We start from the raw sequence: 25,248 nt of genomic DNA, 5'->3' as shown, positions 1-25,248 counted from the left end.
ATGAAATCAAGTCTATACTGATAGAAATGTTGAAATTGGTTAAAAGTTTTATAGGAAAGCAATTGGGAGTCGAGAGTGCCCCAGTGTTGACCTCGGAGCCGAGCCAAAGGCAATGGCGACCTTGTCGCGACCAAGGCGAAGCCGAGAGCGTCACCTCGCAGTAGAGCGGTCGTATAAGGTTCCGGCAATGAGCCGGAACCTTATACGGAGCCGCGGGCACACGACAACCCTTCACATAGCAAGACCCGACCCCTCACCGTTGCACCGCTTGTTTCGGGTGTCCAGAGGGCTGCGCCCTCCCAAACCCTCCCTTGGAAGGGAGGGTTTGGGAGGGATCGAAAAGCCTTTAAAGGTTGGATTAGTAAATTTGAGAGGATGAATACTATTGGCGAGCGATAACATTGTCATTAAAGGCGCACGAGCGCATAACCTGAAAAATATCGACATTACCATCCCGCGTGACCGCTTTGTTGTATTGACCGGCCTGAGTGGCTCAGGCAAGTCCTCGCTGGCTTTTGACACGATCTATGCCGAAGGACAGCGGCGGTATGTAGAATCATTGTCAGCTTACGCACGGCAGTTTCTGGGACAGATGGAGAAACCGGATGTGGATTCTATCGAAGGATTATCTCCTGCCATTTCAATAGATCAGAAAACAACAAGCCGTAACCCGCGTTCCACAGTAGGAACTGTGACCGAAATCTATGATTATCTGCGTCTGTTATTTGCACGTGTGGGCCATCCACATTGTCCGGACCATGGTGTGGAGATCAGTTCCCAGACCGTAGAACAAATGGTTGACCGCATTATGCAATATCCAGAGCGTACCCGGTTGCAGATTTTGGCACCCATTATCTCGGGCCGTAAGGGCGAGCACAAAAGTGTATTTGCTGATGTGTCCAAGCAGGGCTTTGTCCGTGTACGGGTGAACGGGGAACTGCGTGACTTGTCAGAAGATATCCAATTGGAGAAAAACAAAAAGCATACGATTGAAGTGGTTGTTGACCGGATCGTTGTTAAAGATGATGTACAGGCGCGTCTGGCCGACTCTATTGAAACAGCACTAAATCTGTCTGGTGGACAACTCCTGGTGGACATTATGGGTGAAGAAGAGCTGCGATTCAGTTCCAACTTTGCCTGCCCGGTGTGCGGATTCAGTATTGAAGAACTTGCACCACGGATGTTCTCATTTAACAGTCCTTTCGGGGCTTGCCCGGATTGTGATGGGTTAGGTGTCAAAATGATCGTTGACCCTGATCTGCTGGTACCAGATCGGACTAAGACCATCGAAGATGGAGCTTTTGATGCTTGGACAGGTGGTACATCCACCTATTATCCGCAGTTCCTGAAGTCGGTATGTGAGCACTTCAACATTCCGCAAAATGTACCTGTCGAAGATCTGCCAGCTGAGCAGATGAACAAGTTGTTGCAGGGTACAGGTACGGAGAAAATCCGTTTCCGCTATGAGAATGATTTTGGACAACGGAAGGAAGCACTGGTTACCTTTGAAGGTATCGTGAATAACCTGGAGCGTCGTTACCGTGACACAGCTTCTGAAGGTATTCGTGAATTCATCGAAGGTTACATGAGTGCGAAGCCTTGTGGTACATGTAAAGGTCAGCGTCTGAAACGGGAAAGTCTTGCAGTTACGATTAATGATCACAACATGGCGTATGTGACTAGTTTGTCCATTGGTGAAGCTGGCCGATTCTTCGATTCATTGGAATTGAGTGAGAAAGAGCAGACGATTGCCAAACTTATTCTGAAAGAAATCAACAGCCGTCTAGGCTTCCTCGTGAATGTCGGTCTGGATTACCTTACACTGAGTCGTGCTGCCGGAACATTGTCCGGTGGGGAAGCCCAGCGGATCAGACTGGCTACACAGATTGGTTCCAGCCTGATGGGTGTGCTGTATATTCTGGATGAGCCAAGTATCGGTCTGCATCAACGGGATAATGACCGCCTGATTTCAACCCTTGCGCATATGCGGGATATTGGTAACACGTTGATCGTGGTTGAACATGATGAGGACACGATGATGGCTGCCGACTATATTATTGATATTGGCCCGGGTGCAGGTATCCACGGAGGTACCATTATGTCACAGGGTACACCGGAGGAGATCATGAACGATGAGAACTCATTAACCGGTCAATATCTGAGTGGTCGCAAATTCATTCCTATTCGTGCAGAACGTAGAAGTGTAGGAGACCGCTGGCTGGAAGTACGCGGAGCCAAAGAAAATAACCTGAAGAATCTGAATGTGAAGATTCCTGTAGGTGTATTTACTGCGGTAACGGGTGTGTCTGGCTCAGGTAAATCCACATTGATCAATGAGATCCTCTACAAAACGCTGGCACGTGATCTGAACCGTGCTCGGGTACGTCCGGGTCAACATAAAGAGATTCGTGGTCTGGAACATATCGATAAAGTTATCGATATTGACCAGTCGCCAATCGGGCGGACACCACGTTCCAACCCGGCTACGTATACAGGTGTCTTTGATGATATTCGGGATCTGTTTGCTCAGACGAACGAAGCCAAAGTACGTGGATACAAGAAAGGCCGATTCAGTTTTAATATCAAAGGTGGACGTTGTGAAGCCTGCCGTGGAGACGGCATTATCAAAATCGAGATGCACTTCTTGCCGGACGTGTATGTCCCTTGCGAAGTCTGCAAAGGCAAACGATACAATCGGGAAACACTTGAAGTGAAATATAAAAACAGAAATATTTCCGATGTGCTGGAAATGACGGTTGAAGATGCAACCCAATTCTTCGAGAACATTCCGAAGATCCATCGCAAAATGCAGACGCTGATGGATGTGGGATTGGGTTATATCAACCTGGGACAACCTGCGACCACATTGTCTGGTGGTGAAGCCCAGCGTGTGAAGCTCGCTTCCGAGCTGTATCGCCGCAGTACAGGGAAAACCATCTACATCCTCGATGAGCCGACTACCGGTTTGCATGTCGATGATATCGACCGTTTGCTGAACGTATTGCACCGTCTGGTTGATTCCGGGGAATCGGTGTTGGTGATTGAGCATAACCTGGATGTGATCAAAACGGCAGACTATGTTGTTGATCTGGGTCCAGAAGGCGGTAGCGGTGGAGGAACCATTGTTGCAACTGGAACACCTGAGGATATCATCAAAGTGGAAGCTTCCTATACAGGCAAGTACTTGAAGCCGGTTCTGGAGCGGGATACCGAGCGGAGCAAGGCACTGCAATTAGTAGACTAAGGTCCTCTAACCAGTAGTTATATCAATATGAAGTGGCAGTATTGGCCCTTCTTTTCGAAAAGGTAAAGACGTTGGATTACGATCTGATGTGCTCTGCTTCCGAGAAGAAGGGTTTTTCATTTTGAGTTATGCACAATGTTTTCCTAGGACTAAGGCTATTTCGTGAAAGTGTTTACATATGCATTATGATGAGCGTTACAGGAATATTCAGCCAAATTGGATTTTTTTCATTTTTATGGATGATAGGGCTTGCATTACAAGCAGGGTACAGATAACATAGAGGAAGATATTAGGGTATGCGTTAGCTGTTCAACTATGGTAAGGAGGTCTGTCTATCCATGCTGTTTGCAGAAGCTGCCACGGCGAGTACATCGAATTTTAATGCATTTGATATTTTTGTCATCTTATTTACGATCCTGATTTTCATCGGAGTTGTTCGGCTTCTTCGGGCACCGAAGAAGAATCTGTTTGCGATCGGATTTGCAGTAGTCAGCCTACTGGTATTTCTGATGACAGACTATGCGATGATAACGGGTTGGTTTGCTCAGTAGGAATGCTGCTGAAGTGAATGGAATTTAAGCCAAAAGAGTTACAGATGAACACTTTCCACGAGAGACATGGAGGGTGTTTTTTTTCGTTTATATGGAGCGATTGAACAAGATTCTATCTTCTCTACTAAAATAGGACTTAAAACAATTGTATATCCAGATTCTGTATGATACATTGAGGGATACCGGAATTGCAGATGAGAGAAAGAGAGAATAGATTCAGCGATGAATCCGATGTCGAGTCGCGCAAGAAGGATGTATAGAGAGGGTCAGGTGAGAATATGAGCGTGTTGGGTAAAAAGGGGATAGCCATACTGATGGCTGCTGTACTCTCGATTAGTGTAGCGGCAACGGCCGGTGCAGCTGAATCCAAAGCGGCGATGCAAGCGAAAGTAGTAGACGGTCAAGTCTATGTGAACACCAAGGATCTGCTCAAGGCAGTTGGTGGAAGTGGACAATATGATGCCAAATCAGGAACGTACACGTACAAGGGAAGTGAAGCCATTCCCAAAGTGATCGAAAAGGTATCTCCTTCGGTCGTAGGTATTATTGGGAAATCTACCGAAGTGCAGGACGGTGCAACATCAGACGACCGTTATAATCTTGCACATGGTACAGGTGTCATTATCCGGTCGAACGGATGGATTGTAACGAATGCTCATGTGGTCGACGGATTAACGAATCCCGTGGTCGTAACGACGGATGGCAATACATACAAAATTACGAAAACATACAGTGATGCACTAAGTGATCTGGCGCTAATCAAAATCAATGCCAAATCACTCAAACCGGCGAGCTTTGCCAAAGCTTCACAAACTACTGTTGGAGAAACGGTGATTGCATTGGGTACGCCGATTTCCTTTTCTTTGCGCAACTCGGCAACGGTAGGGGTAATTAGCGGCTTGAATCGTGGTGTTGAGGCGACCTACCGGTTGATTCAGACCGACACGGCCATTAACCCAGGAAATAGCGGAGGACCACTGGTCAACCTGAAGGGTGAAGTGGTTGGTATCAATTCCATGAAATTTTCTGCGGTCGGCGTAGAGAGTTTGGGATTTTCGATTCCCGTGGATACCGTTCAATATATCATCGATCAGTTTTTTAAATATGGAAAAATAAAACGTGCAAGTCTGGGGCTACAGCTGGAGGAAAGTTGGTCTGCGATTGTGGGCCTGCCTACAGATGATCCCTTAACGATTACGGGCGTACTGTCTCCAGAAGCCAAGAAAGCCAAAATCAAAGAGGGCGATGTCCTATACAGTGTCGCGGGCACACGTGTCTCTTCAGTAGTGGATATCAATGAGTTGCTCAAAAAGTATCTGCCTGGGCAAAAGGTAAAGCTGTTGATGCAATCGGATGGCGATATCGTCACCCGCACGTTGGTGCTTGCTGATCGCGCAGACATCGTAGACGAGGAAGATGAAGCGTTCCTTGCAGATGAAGAACAATAAAGCCCGGCGATCAGCCCGGATGGAGAGAGGACGAAAGAACGGAATGAAAAAGTCATGGATACGTGTGCTAAGCACAGGTGTATTAACCGGGATGCTGACCATTGGCGCGGCATTGCCTGTATGGGCATCTGATCTGACGACAAGTGAACTACGCGTCAAAGCGGGGAGCACGAGCGCCTACATCAACGGCGATAAGCAGGCCATAGCCAAACCTTACAAGTTCAAGGGTGTTACGATGGTGCCTGTGGGTGTGTTCAAGAAAGCATTTGGCAGTGGAATCCGGCTGGAGAAAAATGATGTCGTCAAAATCAAGGAAGGTCCACACACGGTTACCCTAACGATTGGCAGTTCAATTGCCTGGGTGGATGGTGTAAAACATGAGATGGGTGCCGCTCCCAAGATGGTGAATGGTGTACTTATGGTTCCACTTCGTCCGGTTGCTGCCGGTATCGGAGCGACGCTAGCTCCAACCAGCTCCGGAGAAATGGTCATTCGTCTGTTGCAAACGGATGATTCGGTGGATGACGAGGATGGCATTCATCCGGATGAAGGCAAAACGAGAATTGGCAACAGTTTTTACGGTTGGTCCATTAACTACCCGGCAGACCTTATAGTTTTCCAGACCGGTGAGCAGGAGCGTATGATGACTTTCGGCGCTGCGGACAACAGTTATTATCTTGAAGTGTATGTCAGCGATCAGGATGTGGCTCTGGATGCGGATGATTTGTTGCAGCAGCTCGTTCAGGAGGCCAAACAATCGGGAGATACGGTGCTGGATCGTGAAGCGGTGTCGAAAGGCAAAACGCCTTATGCACGGATTATCGTGAAGGATGTAGACGGCATGTTATGGGAGATGCGTCAGTATCTGAGCGAAGGCCGTCAATATGATGTGTACCTGGCGGATTACGAAGCCCTGAATTATAAAGATCTGGGCAAACGTGCAGCGCTACTCAATTCATTCCAGCCAACCTATGCGGAATCGGATCGAACGATCAAGGATCTATCCACCGTAGATAATGGCATGCGCTCCGCGTGGAACGATGATTATGGTATTGAGTTGAAGATTCCTGCCGGCTGGTCGATGGATAACAATCAGATGATCTATGAAGCCAAGGATGGTGCGTATCTGCAATGGCGTGTCACTTCGGCGAAGGCAGGTACAACGGTAAAAGACTGGAGCGGCCAACTGGATAAGTGGATGCGTGAGACATTTACACCAGAGAGTTACAAGCCAATTGGCTCATACACGATGGATATCTCGGGAGAAACTGCCGAGGTGAATGAATTCCGTTATAACTTTGGTGGGGGCTGGCAGACCGAGTTTGATGTTCTTTTGCAGAAGAATGGGTATCGGTACTATGCAGAGTATACGTTCCCTGAGGAGCAGGTTGCAGATCGGGCATGGTTCGAACGGATTATGAAGAGTGTGGAGATTGATTTTGATACGGTTGCCGATAATTTCGGTCAGCTGGATGAAGATCCTTATTTGACAGACAAAACGAAGACACTTACACGTACGTCCAAACGTTATAAATACAGTGTAGATATTCCGCGTTACTGGACGCCGTATAGTGATCGATTCGAATATTCACCTGTGGTGTACACCTTTACTGGCGGAGAATTCTCCATTGCGGCGAGCGAAGACAAGTCGATCGAGATGACGGTCAGCCAATTGAGAGAAGCCTATGCCGAAGCCACCAAAACCCGTAAGAACTTCAAGTTGCTTGGCAGTGAAGAGCTGACGTTTGCGGGTGTGCCTGCATTTTCCTTTACGTATCATGAGCTGGACAAAGGCGTGCCATATGCGGGTCGTCAGATCGTGTTTGAAAAGGACGGAACAACCTATACGATCACAAGTGGGCTGAATGATGCGAACAAGACAGAAGTTCAGGCGGCCGCCTTGGAAAAAGCAGTGAACTCATTTACTTTTATTAAATAATATTGATGCATGCCGGAGGGTCAAAAGACCTTTCGGTTTTTTTCGTTGTACTGGAAATGAAAATGGTAAACGGTTTTTTCAGGAAAACGTAGAAGAGTCGGTGCAGAAGTGGTACACTATACTAGTTCAGGAGTTATGACTGCTGTTCTGATGAATAGGAATGACTGTAAGCTTGGAGTTCAGGCAATACAGACATAATAGATAGATATTGTAATACCGTGACAATGCAGGTGTACCCGATAAGGTGCAGTCTTAGGCTTGGTATGTTCAAGCGTTTAAGGATATAGGGATGAAATCCGGCGGATAGCCGGTTATGGGGAGGATCTACATGAAAACAGCAACAATACGAAGAGAAGACGTTGAACTTCTGGCACCGGCTGGTGACTGGGATTGTATGCGTTCGGCGGTAGCCAATGGCGCAGATGCAATTTTCTTCGGAGTCGAAAAGTTTAATGCACGGGCACGGGCGAACAATTTCCGCATGGACGAGCTGCCGGAGATAATGGCGTTTTTGCACAGTTATGGCGTAAAAGGTTTTTTGACCTTTAATATATTGATTTTTGAAAATGAATTGACGGATGCCAAAGAACTGATTGACGCTTGTGTCGATGCAGGTGTGGACGCTGTAATTGTTCAGGATTTGGGTTTGGTGAAGATGATCCGCGAGATATCACCGGATTTCCCGATTCACGGTTCAACACAGATGACGATTACGTCCCCGGAAGCGGTCGAGTTTACGAAGCCGTTTGATATGGAACGTGTCGTTCTGGGACGGGAGAACAACCTGAAGCAGATCCAGAAGATCGGTGAGCAGGCGAAACTCCCAATGGAAGTATTTGTGCATGGTGCGCTGTGTGTATCCTACTCGGGGCAGTGTCTGACTTCCGAAATGTGGGGAGGCCGTTCCGCGAACCGCGGAGAGTGCGCACAAGCTTGTCGTCTTCCATACGATCTGATGGTGGATGGGGTGCACAAACCGATGGGTGATGTAGCCTATCTGTTGTCTCCGAAAGATCTGGCAGCGATTGACCTGATGCCGGAACTGATCGAAGCAGGAGTAACTTCTTTCAAAATTGAAGGACGTCTCAAAACGCCAGAATACGTAGCAAACGTAGTAAGCAAATATCGTAAAGCGATTGACCGTTATTTTGATGGAGATAACACACCGCCAAGCAAGGAAGAAGTTCGCGAATTGCAGCAAAGCTTCTCCCGTGGATTCACACATGGTTTCCTGAGCGGTACAAACAACAAAGAACTGGTGGATGGAACATTCCCGAAAAGCCGTGGTGTCTACCTCGGTCGTGTGGATCAAGTGTTGCGCGATGGTGTTGTCCTGAAGCTGGATGCACCCGTGAAACGTGGAGACGGAATTGTATTTGACGCCGGAGACCCGACTCAGAAGGAAGAGGGCGGACGTGTATACGATGTACGTCGCAAAGGCGTAAAACTCGAAGGCGAAGCCGAAGAGGGCTGGATCGTTGATGTTGTGCCAGGCCGCAGTGACGTAGATCTGCGCCGCGTGAAAGTTGGCGACAAAGTGTGGAAAACGAATGACCCGGCGCTGGACAAACGTCTGCGTCAAAGCTTCGAGACCGAGAAGCCGTACCGTGTATTCCCAGTGAAGGTGAAGGTCATCGGCAGCCCGGGGCAGCCGCTTAGCACATGGTGGACAGACGTGCAGAAAGGCACGACCGTCCGTATTGATTCCGAGATGGAACTGGACATCGCCCAGAAGCGTCCAATGACACATGAATTGCTCGAAGAGCAGTTCGGTCGTCTGGGAGGCACTGTGTTCCAGTTGGAAGGAATGGACGTCAATCTGCACGGTGACGTTATCATCCCGATGCGTGAGTTGAATAACATTCGTCGTCAGGCGGTAGAACAACTCGCGGGCGAGCGTCCTAAACCGCCCGTCTACGTGAAACGCGCGGTAGATGTGTACGGTGATTCGGTTAAACCGGCATCACCAGTCGCTCGTGGTCAAGCAGAACTGACCGCACTCTGCCGTAGCCTGCCACAAGTGGAGGCAGCGATTGAAGCAGGAATCGGTATGATCTATGCCGACTTCGAGTTTATCAAACAGTTCCCGGCAGCCGTGGAAGCTGTGCATGCCGCTGGTCGCAAGATCGCGCTGGCAACACCGCGTATTCACATGCCTGGGGAGAACGGATATCACAACAACATCTTGCGTCTGAAGCCGGATGCGGTATTGGTACGTAATACAGGCGCACTGTACTTCTACCTGCGTCACCGGATGGAAAACCCGGATGCGAAGCACCCGGAATTGATCGGCGACTTCTCATTGAACATCGCCAATCACAAAGCAGTAGAATTGTTCCTGGAAGCCGGATGTGACTGGATTACGCCATCCTATGACCTGAACATTCAACAAATGGTTGATTTGCTGGGTCACTCTCGTACAAGTCAGACCGAAGTGGTTATCCATCAGCATCTGCCGATGTTCCACACCGAGCACTGTGTGTATTGTACGTTCATGAGTGAGGGTACGGACTTCACGAACTGTGGCCGTCCTTGTGAGGAACAGCGTGCATCACTGCAAGACCGGATTGGCATGTCCCACCCGGTACGTGTGGATGAAGGTTGCCGTAATACGGTGTACAATGCAGTGGAACAGTCAGGTGCCGAGTATCTGACCAACTTTATGGATCTGGGTGTATCCCGTTACCGTGTGGAATTCCTGGAAGAGACACCGGAGCAGGTACGCGAAGTTATCGATCTATACAACCGCGCACTGCGCGGCGAGATCAGTGGTACACAAGTTTGGAAAACACTCAAAGCAACAAACCAACTGGGCGTTACACGTGGTCAATTGGTGAAATAAACAGATTGTATGTTACATCAACATTTACAATCAAGCATGAAGCAACCCCAATCTCTGCTTTACGGAGCTCTTGGGGTTTTTTTACATCATGATACAGGAGGCGAAGAAGCGTGGCGCCATTCACAATTATGGATATCAAATTGCTGTGCGGGGTCACGGCATTCAAGCGCGGAGAAGATTATAACCAATCTGGCAGGGTGACCAATCTGGTGGTCGGTGAGGATCAGCTTCATTATGAAGCTCAGGTACGTGGATCGGAGCGTTATCAGGTTACGGTGGATGTAGATGGATCAGGTGAGATTGTGGCAGGCTGCAGTTGTCCGGGTGACGGTAGGCATTATGACTATTGCAAACATGTCGCTGCTGTCCTGTTGGCTATTCACGAATGGGGTGAGCAGCAGGAGCGTAATGCCACGATTGCTTCGGGGAAGCCTCCTCAACCTGCTCCAGGCCAAGGAGCAAATACCAGTTCCAGTTCAGGTTCCAAGTCCAGGGTTGGGACGTTGGTCGAAGAAAGCATATGGGAGCGACCACAGTCCGCTTCACAACGAGAGCAACTGAATGATGCCCCAGAGCGTCCGCCCGTTCACTTTGCCCAAGCAGGTCGGCCAAGCTCAGCTTCGGGGTGGGGCCGCTCGGCAGATAAACCTTCTTACCGTACGGCGGATCAGATTCTGTCCATGTTTGCCAAGGATCGGAGACCGCTGCATGGAAATGATCGTAAATACACTGCCCCTGTCAGCCGTTCCTCCCTGCGGGAAGAATTGCAGGTTCAGTTTATATGTAAGCTGACACAGGTTCACAAGGGTGGTGGGAAACTTGCTCTTGAATTGAAAGTGGGTAACAAACGTCTGTATGTGGTTCAGAAAGTGAAGCAATTCCTGAACTGTATCGAGAAGGGCGAGCCAATGTCATTCACCAAGCTGTTCCACTATGATCCATTGATGCATGTTTTCACTCCGCAGGATCAGGCCATTCTCTCGATGCTTATTCGAATGAGACAGAGTGAGGAGGCCTATCGCCAATCTATCTCCGGTTATCTGGGAGCTTCGGACGGACGGGATATATTGATTGCTCCTCTCGTATGGAAGCCATTGCTGGAATTGCTACTACAGGCTGACAGCCGGATGGAGGGCACGGGATTTGCCAATGGACCACTCACACTGGGTGAGGGCGTACTTCCTTTATTTTACCGGATCGCCCAGGGAGCGAATGAAGGATATCAGCTTGAAATTTCGGGACTGCGTGAGCTGATTCTTCTTCCTGCTTATGATGCCGCCGTGGTGGAAGGACAGTTGCATATGTTGGAGCCGATGCAGATGCGAAGTCTGGAGGACTTGAGTGGGGCACTCACGTCGTATGGAATCAAGGAAAGCATCGATATTTCGACTCAGCAGGTGGATGAATTCGTACAGCATGTCGTGCCAGAACTGCGTACGCTCGGACATCTGTCCATTGATTCGCAGGTGCGTGAACAGATCGCGGAACCGGAACTTTCACCGAAGCTGTACATCGACTTCTATCGTGAACGTATTACAGCGCGTCTGGAATTCGACTATGAGGTCATGGTTATTAATCCGCTTGCCGAGTATTTGATAGATGAAGAAGAGAAAAAGGTTATTTTGGTGCGTGATCGATACAAAGAGCGGAATCTGATTGAACGGCTTGATCGATCCTTTCTCGAAAGGGATGGTAGTGTTTGGGCGAGCGAACGGGAAGATGCAATATATGATGTAATGTATCATCTGTTGCCTGAGCTTGAGAAACAGGTAGATATCTATATGCCAAACGCCGTGAAGGCGATGGTGCAATCCTATCCAACACCGCCGAAAGTACGGGCAGATTTGGGAAGAGGATTGGACTGGCTGGAGATTTCATTTGAGATGGAAGGTGTGGACGAGCAGGAGCTTCAGGAACTCATGCGTCGCATTGTGGAAAAGAAACCGTATTTCCGTCTCAAGAGCGGTGTCTTTCTTTCGCTTGAAAATGAAGGTGCAGATAGCTTCGCTCACATGGCCGATTCACTTGGGCTGGGAGCAGATGACATCAAGAGCAGCCATATCCGGCTGCCGGCTGTTCGGGCGTTACAATTGCCAGGCAGGGACGAAGTTTCCGGTCATGTGAAGTGGGGAGGCTCTCTGAAACGTTTCCTCGATGATCTCCGAGATCCCGAACGGATGGATTTTACATTGCCGGGATCACTGACCCCCATCCTGCGGGATTATCAGAACAGTGGATACCAGTGGCTGCGTACCCTCGCTTATTATCGTTTTGGCGGCATTCTGGCGGATGATATGGGACTTGGCAAAACGTTGCAAAGTATCGCCTATATCACAGCGGTTCTTCAGGAGAAGCCCGACTACAATATGGACAATACGGGCGTTGATAAATACCGGGAGAGCGGATCATTACGGGGCGGTGAAACGTTGGCGACTTCCAACATCGATCCCGAAACTGGGCTCCCATTGGATAAGATGGATTCAGAGAATACAGATGGCCTATGGTCTACGATGCAGCAGGATGGACTGACAATTCGAACGAGGGTCATTCATCCCCCGGTACTTGTCGTGGCGCCTGCCTCGCTAACCTATAACTGGGCTAATGAGTTTGCACGGTTTGCCCCGCATCTGAAAGTCCTGATCGCAGCCGGTCAGAAAGAAGAGCGAGCCAATATGCTTTCAGGCATGGATGAGGCAGATGTAATTGTGACGTCGTATCCTCTGTTGCGACGGGATTTGGACACCTATCTCGGCCGAACCTTCCATACGCTCATTTTGGATGAAGCTCAGGCAATCAAAAATGCTTCTTCCCAGACCGCGCAGGCAGTGAAACAAATTCAAGCCCCGCGTCGTTTTGCACTCACAGGAACGCCTGTAGAGAACTCACTGGATGAATTGTGGTCCATTTTTGAAGCGGTATTCCCTGGGTTGTTTCCAAGTTACAGAAGATTCCGCGACCTTCCTCCGGAACGGATCTCGCGGATGGTGCGTCCGTTTATTCTGCGCCGCCTGAAGAAGGATGTGTTGGAAGAATTGCCTGATCGAATTGAAACGGTACAGCGGTCAGAGCTTACGGTTGAACAGAAGAAATTGTATGCCGCATACCTTTCCCAGCTTCAGGATGAAGCATCGAAGGACATGGAGGATAACGGATTCCAGAAGAATCGTATCAAAATTCTGGCTGGCATCACGCGCTTGCGTCAGTTGTGTTGTCATCCGGCCCTCTTTGTTGAAGGCTATCAAGGCGATTCCGGGAAAATGGAACAGTTGCTTGAAACGGTCGAGGATTGTTTGGCTTCAGGCAAACGAATTCTCATCTTCTCCCAATTTGCGAGCATGTTGAACCTGATTCGTCAGACCCTTGCGGCACAGGGAAGAAACCTGTTTTACCTCGATGGTCAGACCCCTGCTCAGAGCCGGGTCGAGATGTGTCACAGATTTAATGAGGGCGAAGCTGAACTGTTCTTAATCTCCCTGAAAGCTGGAGGTACCGGATTAAACTTAACAGGGGCAGATACCGTTATATTATATGATCTGTGGTGGAATCCTGCCGTGGAAGAACAGGCAATTGGCCGTGCCCATCGCATGGGACAGAAACAAGTGGTGCAAGTCATCCGCTTGGTTACCGAGGGTACGATCGAAGAGAAGATTTTGGAACTCCAGCAGCGCAAGAAGGACTTGATTGCCGAAGTAATCGAACCGGGAGACGGGGGATCGACGACCTTATCCGAACAGGATATCCGCGAATTGTTGATGGTATAATGGAGTCCAAGCATCCTAGCAATAAGAATCATTAAATATATGAATCTATACAAGATGGACTAATCATTTACATGAGAAACGTAGAGGACAGAAAAAAGCTGGAGAAGCGGAGTGTTCGCCTTTATCACCAGATTTTCACCTTTGTAAAAGTGAATTAAAAAATCTGGGGATAACAGCGATTGGAAGGTTGTTCTGTCATCGTAGTGTCAGTGTAAATAATTTTTAGTTCAACTTATCTAGCAAAAGGAGTGGGTTCGTGTGCGTATTCGCAAAGCGATTATTCCAGCCGCAGGGCTGGGTACCCGGTTTCTGCCTGCCACCAAGGCGATGCCTAAGGAAATGCTGCCCATCGTGGACAAGCCAACGATTCAGTACATTATTGAAGAAGCCGTAGCTTCAGGCATTGAAGATATCATTATTGTGACAGGTAAAGGGAAACGGGCCATTGAAGATCACTTTGATTATTCTTTTGAGCTGGAGCAGAATCTGGCGGACAAACAGAAGTGGGACTTGCTTAACGAAGTACGCAAACCCTCCGAGATGGCAGATATTCATTATATCCGTCAAAAGGAACCGAAGGGACTTGGTCACGCCATTTGGTGTGCCCGCAAGTTTATCGGCAACGAGCCTTTTGCCGTCCTGTTAGGGGATGATATTGTGGAAGCGGAACATCCCTGCCTGAAGCAGATGATCGATGTCTACGATGAACTGCAATCTCCGATTGTTGGTGTACAGCCTGTTGATTGGAGCGAGGTATCCCGCTATGGGATAGTGGACGGAGAGTTGCTGACCCCTACCGATGATCGTGTCTTTCGGGCCCGCCGCTTAATTGAGAAACCAAAGACCGAAGATTCCCCTTCGAACCTTGCTATTATGGGACGTTATATTCTTACACCGGATATCTTTGAGATACTGGGTCAACAATCTGCTGGTGTCGGGGGAGAAATCCAGCTCACGGATGCCTTGTCCCGATTGAATGAACAGCGACAAATTCTTGCTTATCATTTTGATGGGTTACGTCATGATGTTGGTGAAAAGTTGGGCTTTATTGAGACATCGATTCACTACGCAATGCAACGCCCGGATCTGAGGGAGGATTTGTTGGCGTATTTAAAGAAGATAGTGGCGTCGAACTAACACATCCCTAATGAATTAGATCACAAAAAAGGTTTGCCCTTTGATGAAGGCAAACCTTTTTTGTGTGGAATTATAGAGGACCACTAGTGCATTTTGTTATTAGAAATTCAGTTCTGCTATCTGTTTAATCTCGTCTGCTTCGTTAGGTGCGACAGCGATAAGCTTATCATATATAGCTTGATCTTGTTGCCCATCCTTCGTTAGAGCGGCAAGGTACCAACGAGCAATTTCACGGTTGGTAGCATCGGTCAGATCCTCTGCAATCCCACCCTTAAGGATAGTAGCTGCTCCAGCAGAATCGTTTAACATGTATTTTATTTTCCCCGCGTTCAGAATCATTGTTGGAGTCAGCTCGAACGGCTGTCCTTGAAGTTGTCCTTCAGGGAGGGTCTGTAGATGTTCTACTCCATCAACAACATGCTGATAGGCTTCCAGACCTGAAGTGAAATAAGATTCCTTCTTAGCTGCATCGCCTTGTCCAAGTGCTTGATATCCAAGATCAAATGAGCGGCTAATTAGCTGTTCGTACCAATCCATATCCCAGATATAGTTGTTGGCATATTCTTTTTTGAGATTATAGGCTTGGACAGATTCCCCTTTCATTTCATATAGACTCATGAGTTGTTTAACCATGTTCTTATTAAATGGTTCTGCTTCAAGACCACGTTGGAGTAACTGTATGGAGTTCGAATAGAACTGAGCATCTTGTGTTTGCTGAAAGCCTTGTTGATAGAGGGAACTAAGCATTAGCAATGAATCTGTGTGTGTACTGCGAATCGATAGATCTTTATCGAGTGGCACCTTTATCTCTTGGAAGTCCTGGCTAGTTTGAGCTACCTTTTTCGCCTCGTAAGCGTAATGATTTGCTTGCAGAAAACGAACGGAGGTAATGAGCAGGATAATTGCTGTTATCCCGGCAATTACACTGTACATCCCACGTGCCGCAGATTTGCTAACCTTCGATCGACGTAGTGGTTTAGGATCCATCGCAGCAGTCATACCGCCGAGGCCAAGGAATACCAACATTCCAATAAAGACATAGCTCATATTGAAATCGAGTATACTCAGTATCAAGATGGACATGGACAGGATAAAGTACACAAAATGTGATTCACGCTCTTCTTCACTACGTCTTAAATAAGCACCCACATACTGATAGAAAACAAAGAGTATAAATGCCATAAAGATAACAAATCCAATGATTCCAACTTCCACGAGGTATTGCATGAAGAAGTTGTGTGCTTGAGCACTGACATAAGGATTGTTCTGATACTTTTCATACAAAGTGGTCCATGCTCCACCACCCGCACCTATGATTGGATAGTCAGCAAATAGTTTTGTGGAATCTTTATAAAATGTAATCCGCTCCAGCACACTGTGCTGTTGGAAATTGATATTTTCAAGCCGTGTGCTGATGCTATCAGGTAAAATATTTCGCACACTCGTACCGAGCAGAAGCACGGAAACAACAACTGTGAGAATAACAGATCCTAGTGGAATCCATAAACTGGAGCCTTTTCGAGCTGACCAGGATTGAATGCCATGCTCTAGTTGTGGTGCGATCCAACGCTGGATAACCCAACTTACTATTGCCACAATGATGGATGCTGCTAACAGATAAATCCAACCCTTGGCTGCGAGTGAGCCGGAAAATTGTAGTTGCAATTCAAGTCCTGCTGTATTTATTGGATTCAATACAACCAGTGTGCCGATTGCGGCTACTCCGCTATAGATAAACCATAGAATTTGTTTAGCGGGTTTTAACAATAATAACAGTATAACGAACACAATCGGAAGCATGACAAGCCCAGTCCGGGAAAGTGTCAACAGTAGCGACAAAATAATAGGTACAAGCATAAAACTATGTAGAAACTGCGTGTACACTTTTTTGGAACGGATCATACTAAAAATGGTGATAAATAAAAATGCCATTAGGAATGCGGCGTATGTATTAGGATACTGAAACACTGATGCAAGTCGTGGTCCATTTGAATCATTCCAGATCGCTTGGTTGTATACACCGTTAATAACTCCTGCAGAAAACCACCCCACCAGCTTGCCGGCGAAACTGAAGGCTCCTAGCCAGTTTAACAAACCAAAACCCACAATAACATATGCAATTCCTATTAAAGAAGATTGTATGATATGATTGATTTTGTTGTTTTGAAGCAGGTACATCGTCATCACAAAAATTATCGCATAAATGCACTGGATGAGGATCATATTGATTGCCAAATATTCCGATGCAGCACTGATGAGGGATAGTACATAGGTAAGTGGAATCAATAGCACGGCCACTTTGAGCCAATCTTGCTGTGTTTCTAACTTGATTTGTTTGAAGTAAATGGCTACCCAGATGATAAATAGGAGGGTAGTGATTGCAACCGCCCAATAAATGGGAGCTTCAAATTGCAGCAATTGCCCATTGAATAGCGCAACTTGAAAAGCGGACCAGAGTAAAAATATGATCAGTCCTATGGTTAATGACCTTTTTAGAAGTGGAGACGAACCAAGCGTGGCTTTGTTCGACGTCTTCTTCGTTTTCCCGTATACTGGATTCGACAAGATTGAAGTCTCCTTTGCTTGTAGATACGACATTATTTTAGCATAGGTATGTAAACACCGCTACTTTCTAAAGGCTGTTAAATTTATAGAAATGAGGTTCATGTGTGAATGTTATCTAGATGGAATGATGAGTTTATTACAAAATATAGATTTGTTGCTGAACTTACAAAGAAAGATTTTAAAACAAGATATGTCGGATCTTTTTTAGGAATACTGTGGGCCTTTATCCAACCTATGATTCAAATCATTATTTTTTGGTTTGTTTTTCAAGTTGGATTCAAATCAACACCGATTGATGATTTCCCATTTATATTATGGCTAATTTCAGCTATGATTCCGTGGTTTTTTATTTCAGATTCTATTCAAGGAGCGACTACATCTATTACAGATAATAGTTATTTGGTGAAAAAGGTCGTTTTCAAAGTGAGTCTCTTACCGATTGTAAAGATTTATTCTGCCTTATGGGTTCATCTGTTCTTTGTTGCAGTTATTTTTTTAATGTTTAGTATCTATGGTTACTTCCCGAATGTTTATAATGTCCAGGTGTTATATTATGTTTTTTGTATTTCAGTATTAGTGTTGGGGATTTCTTGGATTACATCATCTTTGATAATCTTTTTTAAAGATATGGGACAAATCGTATCTACAGTTCTACAGTTTGGATTTTGGTTAACTCCTATATTCTATTCACTGGATATTATTCCTCAGAAATATGCTTTTATTTTGAAAATAAACCCTGCCTTCTATATTATTCAGGGTTACAGAGATACCTTTATTTATAAGTCATGGTTCTGGGAGCATCCAAAACTAACAGTCTACTTCTGGTTATGTACTATAGTTATATTAGTAGTGGGAAGAACCATGTTTAAAAAACTTCGTCCGCATTTTGCAGACGTACTTTGATAAGGGAGAAAATAAAAGCATGAATTCAGATGTTGCTATTAAAGTTGAGGGCGTAACTAAGACATATAAAATATATGAGAATCCTATTGATCGTTTAAAAGAGGGCTTGAATCCTTTTAAAAAAGATTATCATCGAGATTTCAATGCGTTGAATCAAGTGTCATTTGAACTCAAAAAGGGAGATGCACTTGCTATTATAGGTAAGAATGGTTCTGGTAAATCGACACTGCTTAAGATTATAACAGGAGTCCTTACGCCTTCTAGTGGGAAAGTTGCAGTTAATGGGAAAATATCAGCGTTGTTAGAACTGGGAGCAGGTTTTAATCCTGAATATACCGGCTTAGAGAATATATATTTAAATGGAACCATAATGGGCTATTCTAAAGAGCAAGTAGATGAGAAAATAGAGGATATTTTAAATTTTGCGGATATAGGCGAGTTTATTAAGCAGCCTGTCAAGTCCTACTCTAGTGGAATGTTTGCTCGACTGGCTTTTGCTGTTGCCATTAATGTCGACCCAGATATATTAATTGTTGATGAGGCTCTATCTGTAGGAGATATTCACTTCCAGGCTAAATGTTACAGGAAATTTGACGAGTTTAAGGAAAAAGGGAAAACCATTTTATTTGTATCTCATTCACTAGATAGCGTGATTCGATACTGTAACACCGCGATCCTACTTGATGAGGGCCAGCTTATAGATCAAGGTTCTCCTAAAGAAATGGTTGATATTTACAAAAGGATTCTTACCAAAAATTTCACTTCAACTACCACTACTTCTCAACCTGAGGTTCAAATGAATGAAGAGAGAAAAGAGATAAGTACGAACTGGAAACTTGAAATGGACATACATCCTGATTTTATAGACTATGGTGATAAAAAAGCTGAAATTATTGATTTTGGCATGTTTGATCAGTTAAATACATTGAATAATTCTTTTCAAAGTGATGAAATTACAACATTTAGAATTAGAGTTCGTTTTAACTCTAGTGTATCGAATCCTATTTTTGCCTTCGTTATCAAGGACATTAAAGGTATGGAGATTGCTGGAACAAACACGTGGTATAATGGAGAATTTACAGGTGATTACAATTCGGGTGATGAGGTAGTGGTTTCTTTCTCGCATCAACTGAATTTACAAGGTGGTACTTATACATTATCGTTCGGTTGTACGGGATATGAAAATGATGAACTGGTAGTTTATCACCGACTATATGATGTTATTTTTTTTAGAGTTGTTTTATTGAAATCTATCGTTGGAATAGCGGACTTAAATACTAAAATACAACTAGACCGATTATAGAAAGGAGAGTTAACGTTGAAACTCAACCTAGATTACTATAATGGGAAAGATCTTTATAGTGATGGAGAAGTAGAAGATAAACTGCTTCATATAACTAAAAATCATAAGTCCTTTCATAATGTTCTTAAAGAAAATTCCAGTTGGCCTATTCTATACCATCTATCTCCAATTAGATCCAACCTTCTTGAATGGTATCCATTTAATGAAAGAGCGTCTTTACTGGAAATCGGAGCGGGATGTGGAGCAATTACTGGACTTTTAAGTGAAAAGGTAAATAAAGTAACTGCTATTGAACTTTCAAAAAAAAGAGCAGAAATTCTTGCGAACAGATATGAGGACCGTGAAAATATAGAAGTAATTGTTGGTAATTTTGAAGATATACCTTTTGATAGGAAATTTGATTATATTACACTCATCGGAGTGTTAGAGTATTCCGGAAAATATGGGGAGGGGTCCTCCCCATATTTTGATTTTTTGAAAAAGGCAAAATCAATGCTTAGTCCTAATGGGACCCTTATTATTGCGATTGAAAATAAATATGGACTGAAGTATTGGGCTGGAGCTGCTGAGGATCATACCGGGCAATGGTTTGATGGTATTGAGCATTATGTGGGAAATGATGAAGTTAGGACGTTCAGTAAAAAAGAGATTGAAGAGTTATTGAAAAAGGCTGGATTTTTTAATAATGATTTTTATTACCCAATGCCGGATTATAAGTTGCCATCTCAAGTGTTCTCTGACAGCTATTTACCAAAGCCAGGTGATCTTAAAATTACACCGAACTTCGACCGCGATAGGTTACTTTTATTTAACGAAAAAATTACCTTTGATAATATAATTCAGAATGAGATGTTTCCTTTTTTCTCTAACTCGTTTCTGATATTTTCGAAAGAATGAGGGGATTGTTTCATGAAAGTTATATATTCTAAATTCAATAGGGAACGGCTGCCCCAATACCAGACATCTACTATTGTGTATATTGATAAGGTGGGGGGGATATTCGCACAAAAAAAAGCTCTGACCAAAGAGGCTTATTCCCATATAAGCAGTATTCACGATAATTATATCAAATTAAGATCAATAATGAATGATATAAAAATAGCAGAATCGCATTTGGAAGAAAATGTTATTACCTTTGAGTATATTAATTCTCCTAGTCTTGATTCCTTATTGTTTGAGGAAATAATAGATGGTAACAAAAACAAGATATTTTCTTATTTGAACCAATACAAGTTGATGGTGCTTCAACAACCGCTTGTTTATAATGAAAGTTTTGAATCCGGAACAACGTTTAAAGAAGTGTTTGGACTCGAACCTCCGTTTTCTAATGTGATGTGTCAAAGGATATCCAACTTGGACTTAACTTTTGAAAATGTAACTCTTGATAAAGGACAATTTACTGTAATAGATTATGAATGGGTATTCGAAATGTTGGTACCTGTAGATTTTATTCTGTATAGAAGTATAAATGAATTTTATGCTAAGTACGCAGACTATCTGAGTCACCTTGCAAAAAAGGAGGAGTTCCTTCTCTTTTTTGGGATGAATTTGGATTATATTCAGATATTTGAGCAAATGGAAGAAGGGTTCCAACGCTATGTCTTTGGAGAAGGTAGAGAATATCAAAATGCTCAAAGAGTACTAAAAGACACAAGCACTCTAGAAGATGTCCTTTCTGTCCAATTCGAGATTAATAAAAAAGATGAAGAACTACAGCTATTAAATGTAAAACTTAATCAAATTCAGAAGGATGTTTATCAACAAGTTTCTTCGCTACACTCAGAAATATCCTCAAAAGACAACACAATAAACGAGCTTACCAAACAAAGGGGAGAATCTAATGTTCAACTTGTAGCAAAAGAAAAGGAAATAATGGATTTTAAACAAGAAATAAAAAATAAGGATGGCCACATCAATCAACTACTCGAAAGTGAACGGAAATTAGAGAATGTTTATTCCTCTCGTGGCTGGCGTATTTTAAGTAAATATTACTCTGCGAGAGACAGGGTGGTGCCACAAAATTCAAAGAGAAAGGTATTATTAAAACTTGCTTCAAAAACTTTGAAGAACCCAAAATTAATGCTTTCAAAGCTAAATAAAACAAATTTTAAAAAAATAAAATATTATTTGAATTCTGAAAAACCTTCCCAACTTATGAGTAGAATTGACTCCTATGTTGATCGTCATGATGACAATAACCAACAAACGGAACTGCAACTATATACTGTAACAAACTACGATGAGTTAGAGTTCAACCATTTTGAGAAACCTTTGGTATCTATTATTATACCTGTTTACAATCAATGGAAGTATACGTATTCTTGCCTCGCTTCTATACTGGAAAACACACCGGATCTAACATACGAAGTGATTATAGCAGATGACATGTCCACTGATGAGACAATTGATATTGAGAAAATAGTGAAAAATATTACTATAGTTAGAGATGGGGTAAATAGAGGGTTCCTGCTTAACTGTAATAATGCTGCCAAGTCGGCTCGTGGAAAATATGTGTTTTTTCTAAATAATGATACTAACGTCCAAGCAAATTGGCTGAGTTCTCTCGTTGAACTTATTGAGCCCGAACCTTCGATTGGTATGGTAGGGTCTAAACTTGTGTATCCAGACGGGAGATTACAGGAAGCTGGTGGAATTATTTGGAATGATGCAAGCGGTTGGAATTACGGCCGTTTGGATGATCCTGAGAAACCAGAATACAACTATGTGAAAGAAGCGGACTATATTTCCGGAGCTGCTATTTTGATTAGACACACGATATGGCAGGAGCTCGGAGGATTCGATGAAAGATATGTACCAGCTTATTTTGAGGATACAGATTTGGCATTTGAGGTTAGGCGCCTAGGCTATAAAGTGTTATTGCAACCTAAGTCTGTTATCGTGCATTTTGAGGGTATTTCGCATGGAACAGATACGAGTAACGGCATTAAAAGTTATCAAGTTACTAATAAAGAGAAGTTCATGGATAAATGGAAGGAAGAATTACTCAGAGATCAATTTCCTAATGCTGAACATATTTTTTGGGCCAAGGATCGAAGTAGGAATAGAAAAACCATTGTAGTCGTGGATCACTATGTGCCGCATTATGACAAAGATGCAGGTAGTAGAGCGACGTATTTCTATTTACAGTTATTTGTTTCGATGGGTTTCCATGTGATTTTCATAGGCGATAATTTCTTTAAGCATGAACCGTACACCTCGAACTTACAAGAACTTGGAATAGAAGTCTTATATGGAGACTATTATGCGAAAAATATAAACAAATGGATTAAAAATAATGGTGTCTATATTGATTATGTTTATCTTAATCGTCCACATATTTCTATAAAATACATGGAAACGTTTAAGAAATTCACTTCAGCGAAAATCATCTATTTCGGCCACGATCTTCATTTTCTTAGAGAAATGAGAAATTATGAATTAACGGGAAATACAAATCTTATAAAATCCTCAGAAGAGTGGAAGAAAACAGAGTTTTCCCTATTTAATGATGCTGATGTTATTCATGTAGTAGGTTCATATGAACAATCACTGCTTCAAAATGAGTTCCCGAATAAACCAGTAAGAAATATTCCGTTATTTCCTTATGAACATTCTTATAATTACGCTAAAAAGATTGAGGGTTTTGATGCTAGGAAAGATTTGCTATTTGTTGGTGGTTTTAACCATGCTCCGAACTATGATGGAATCGTATGGTTTTTGGATGAGATCTTCGATACCATCAAGAGGGACATTCCAAATGTGAAGCTTTATATTGTGGGTTCGAATCCTCCTGATGATTTAAAAGCAAGATCCGCAGAGGATGTAATCGTTACTGGGTTTGTATCCGATGAAGAACTGGAGAGGTATTATAATCAGTCTAAGCTTGTTATTGTGCCTCTACGTTATGGAGCAGGCGTCAAAGGAAAAGTAGTCGAAGCGATTTATTATCAAGTGCCTGTTATTACAACATCAATCGGTTCAGAAGGATTGGAAGAGTCTGAGATAGTTATGACAATAGCCAATGATGCGCAGCAGTTTGCTCGTTCCGTCATTCAATTGTATCAAGACGAAACGATGTGGAATGCCCATTTCCAAGCTTCAGTCCAATATATAGAAAAATATTTCACGCGAGAGGCTGCTATTAAGATCCTTGCTCTCGATTTTAAAGACTAGGAGATACGAATATGATAAATGTTGTGTTATGCGGAGGGAATGGTACCCGGTTATGGCCGCTGTCTCGAACTTTGTATCCTAAACAATTTAATAAAATGATAGGAGACCGCTCTTTATTTCAAATGACCGTGGAGAGAAATGCCTCCCTATGTGATCAAACATATATTGTATCTAACGAAGAACAGTATTTCCTGGCATTAGATCATCTTAATGAGTTAGAGATGAAAGCTGATAAATTTATCCTGGAGCCAGTCGGCCGGAATACCGCGCCGGCTATAGCTTTGGCTTGTTTTGCTGCAGAGGAAGATGAATTGGTATTGATTACACCATCTGATCATGTAGTTCAAAATCAGCAAGAATATAATCGTTGTCTCGAAACAGCCAAGGGACTGGCTCTTGAAGGATACATGGTAACATTTGGGATAACCCCAAATTATCCCGAAACAGGTTACGGATACATAGAAGCGGATGGTCAGACTGTGATTTCCTTTAAAGAAAAACCAGATCTATTAACTGCTGAAAGGTATTTGAAATCAGGAAACTTTTATTGGAATAGCGGAATGTTTCTATTCAAAGCAGGGGTATTCCTCAAGGAATTAGAGGCCTCAGCCAAAGAAATTTATGATAGAACGCTCTTGGCTTTCAACAATGCAAGAGTGCATTACGACACTATTCGTATATCCAAAGAAGAGATGGGGGCCATTCCTTCTAACAGTGTCGATTATGCGGTTATGGAGTACAGTACAAACGTAAAAGTGGTCTCTTCCGACATTGGATGGTCTGATCTTGGCAGCTTCGAAGCTTTATATGAACAACTGCCCAAAGATGAGGCAGGTAATTCTCTGGCTGATCATTATATTAGTGTTAATTCTTCGCGTAATCTTATCCTGTCAAATGACAGGACGATTGCAACCATCGATGTGGAAGATCTCATGATTGTAGATACGCCTGATGCATTAATGATATCCAGACATGGCTCTTCTCAAAAAGTAAAAGAAATTGTTAATGAATTGAAACGAAGAAAATCTAATCTTTGTGATAACCATGTTACTGCTTACAGACCGTGGGGAAACCATACGGAATTAGATATTTCAACGAATTATAAGATAAAAAAAGTGGTAGTGAAGCCAGGGGAAAAGCTTAGTGTGCAAAAACATTTCCACCGTAATGAACATTGGATCGTTGTAAGCGGGACGGCTTTAATTACAGTGAATGGAGAACAGTCCCTACTTCGTAGAAATGAATCAACCTTCATTCATATGGGCGATGAGCATACGGTCCAGAACCCAGGGAAGATAGATTTACATTTAATTGAGGTTCAAGTAGGGGAGTATATTGGAGAAGATGATGTGGTCAGAAGTTGATACTTAAATCAACAATGT

13 protein-coding genes are annotated in these 25,248 nt (G+C 43.9%); 12 read left to right on the top strand and 1 reads right to left on the bottom strand.

All coding sequences use genetic code 11. The features are described from left to right. Nucleotides 1-385: 385 nt before the first annotated feature. The 7 genes from uvrA to galU all read left to right on the top strand — a co-directional run bounded on the left by uvrA (nt 386) and on the right by galU (nt 14,922). A complete protein-coding gene (uvrA, locus tag MHI55_RS27975; RefSeq protein WP_036667714.1) occupies nt 386-3,244 on the top strand; it encodes an excinuclease ABC subunit UvrA in 2,859 nt (952 codons plus the stop codon). A 338-nt stretch (nt 3,245-3,582) separates the two neighbouring features. Further along, nucleotides 3,583-3,795 carry a hypothetical protein gene (locus MHI55_RS27970; protein WP_017692026.1) on the top strand — a complete coding sequence of 71 codons (213 nt, stop codon included), beginning with the start codon at nt 3,583-3,585 and terminating at the stop codon, nt 3,793-3,795. Between the two features lie 278 nt (nt 3,796-4,073). Next, nucleotides 4,074-5,243, top strand: coding sequence for a trypsin-like peptidase domain-containing protein (locus MHI55_RS27965; protein ID WP_047840633.1), 1,170 nt, complete (start codon nt 4,074-4,076; stop codon nt 5,241-5,243). Then, nucleotides 5,230-7,182 (top strand): stalk domain-containing protein, encoded by a 1,953-nt coding sequence (locus tag MHI55_RS27960; protein ID WP_340387754.1) that lies wholly within the window; start codon nt 5,230-5,232, stop codon nt 7,180-7,182. The genes MHI55_RS27965 and MHI55_RS27960 overlap by 14 nt, the downstream gene beginning before the upstream one ends. 328 nt (nt 7,183-7,510) lie before the next feature. Next, a complete protein-coding gene (locus tag MHI55_RS27955) occupies nt 7,511-10,024 on the top strand; it encodes a U32 family peptidase (protein WP_017692029.1) in 2,514 nt (837 codons plus the stop codon). Nucleotides 10,025-10,134: 110 nt separating this feature from the next. Then, the gene (locus MHI55_RS27950) at nt 10,135-13,785 is read left to right on the top strand and encodes a DEAD/DEAH box helicase (protein WP_340387752.1); all 3,651 of its coding nucleotides are present in this window, start codon (nt 10,135-10,137) and stop codon (nt 13,783-13,785) included. Between the two features lie 258 nt (nt 13,786-14,043). Next, entirely contained in the window at nt 14,044-14,922 is an 879-nt protein-coding gene (gene galU / locus MHI55_RS27945) for a UTP--glucose-1-phosphate uridylyltransferase GalU (protein ID WP_076254112.1), read from the top strand. A gap of 99 nt (nt 14,923-15,021) precedes the next feature. Here galU and MHI55_RS27940 read toward each other — a convergent pair whose 3' ends face one another. Then, nucleotides 15,022-17,340: an O-antigen ligase family protein gene (locus MHI55_RS27940; RefSeq protein WP_340387750.1), complete on the bottom strand. Its 2,319-nt coding sequence runs from the start codon at nt 17,338-17,340 to the stop codon at nt 15,022-15,024. Nucleotides 17,341-17,595: 255 nt separating this feature from the next. On the opposite strand from MHI55_RS27940, the gene MHI55_RS27935 reads away from it, so the two are divergent. The 5 genes from MHI55_RS27935 to MHI55_RS27915 are packed head-to-tail and all read left to right on the top strand — an operon-like array spanning nt 17,596 to nt 25,230. Continuing rightward, the gene (locus MHI55_RS27935; RefSeq protein WP_339191178.1) at nt 17,596-18,390 is read left to right on the top strand and encodes an ABC transporter permease; all 795 of its coding nucleotides are present in this window, start codon (nt 17,596-17,598) and stop codon (nt 18,388-18,390) included. 19 nt (nt 18,391-18,409) lie between these two features. After that, on the top strand, nt 18,410-19,693 hold the full coding sequence (locus MHI55_RS27930) for an ABC transporter ATP-binding protein (RefSeq protein WP_076254118.1): 1,284 nt from the start codon (nt 18,410-18,412) through the stop codon (nt 19,691-19,693). Between the two features lie 15 nt (nt 19,694-19,708). Continuing rightward, nucleotides 19,709-20,590, top strand: a complete 882-nt coding sequence (locus tag MHI55_RS27925; protein WP_340387748.1) for a class I SAM-dependent methyltransferase — start codon at nt 19,709-19,711, stop codon at nt 20,588-20,590. 12 nt (nt 20,591-20,602) lie between these two features. Next, nucleotides 20,603-23,866, top strand: coding sequence for a glycosyltransferase (locus tag MHI55_RS27920; protein ID WP_340387745.1), 3,264 nt, complete (start codon nt 20,603-20,605; stop codon nt 23,864-23,866). Between the two features lie 11 nt (nt 23,867-23,877). After that, on the top strand, nt 23,878-25,230 hold the full coding sequence (locus tag MHI55_RS27915) for a mannose-1-phosphate guanylyltransferase/mannose-6-phosphate isomerase (RefSeq protein ID WP_340387743.1): 1,353 nt from the start codon (nt 23,878-23,880) through the stop codon (nt 25,228-25,230). Nucleotides 25,231-25,248: the final 18 nt, after the last annotated feature.

The sequence above is a fragment of the Paenibacillus sp. FSL E2-0151 genome, assembly GCF_037993015.1.
Classification (GTDB): Bacteria; Bacillota; Bacilli; order Paenibacillales; family Paenibacillaceae; genus Paenibacillus; species Paenibacillus amylolyticus.
This window is presented reverse-complemented; position numbering and strand designations above follow the sequence as displayed.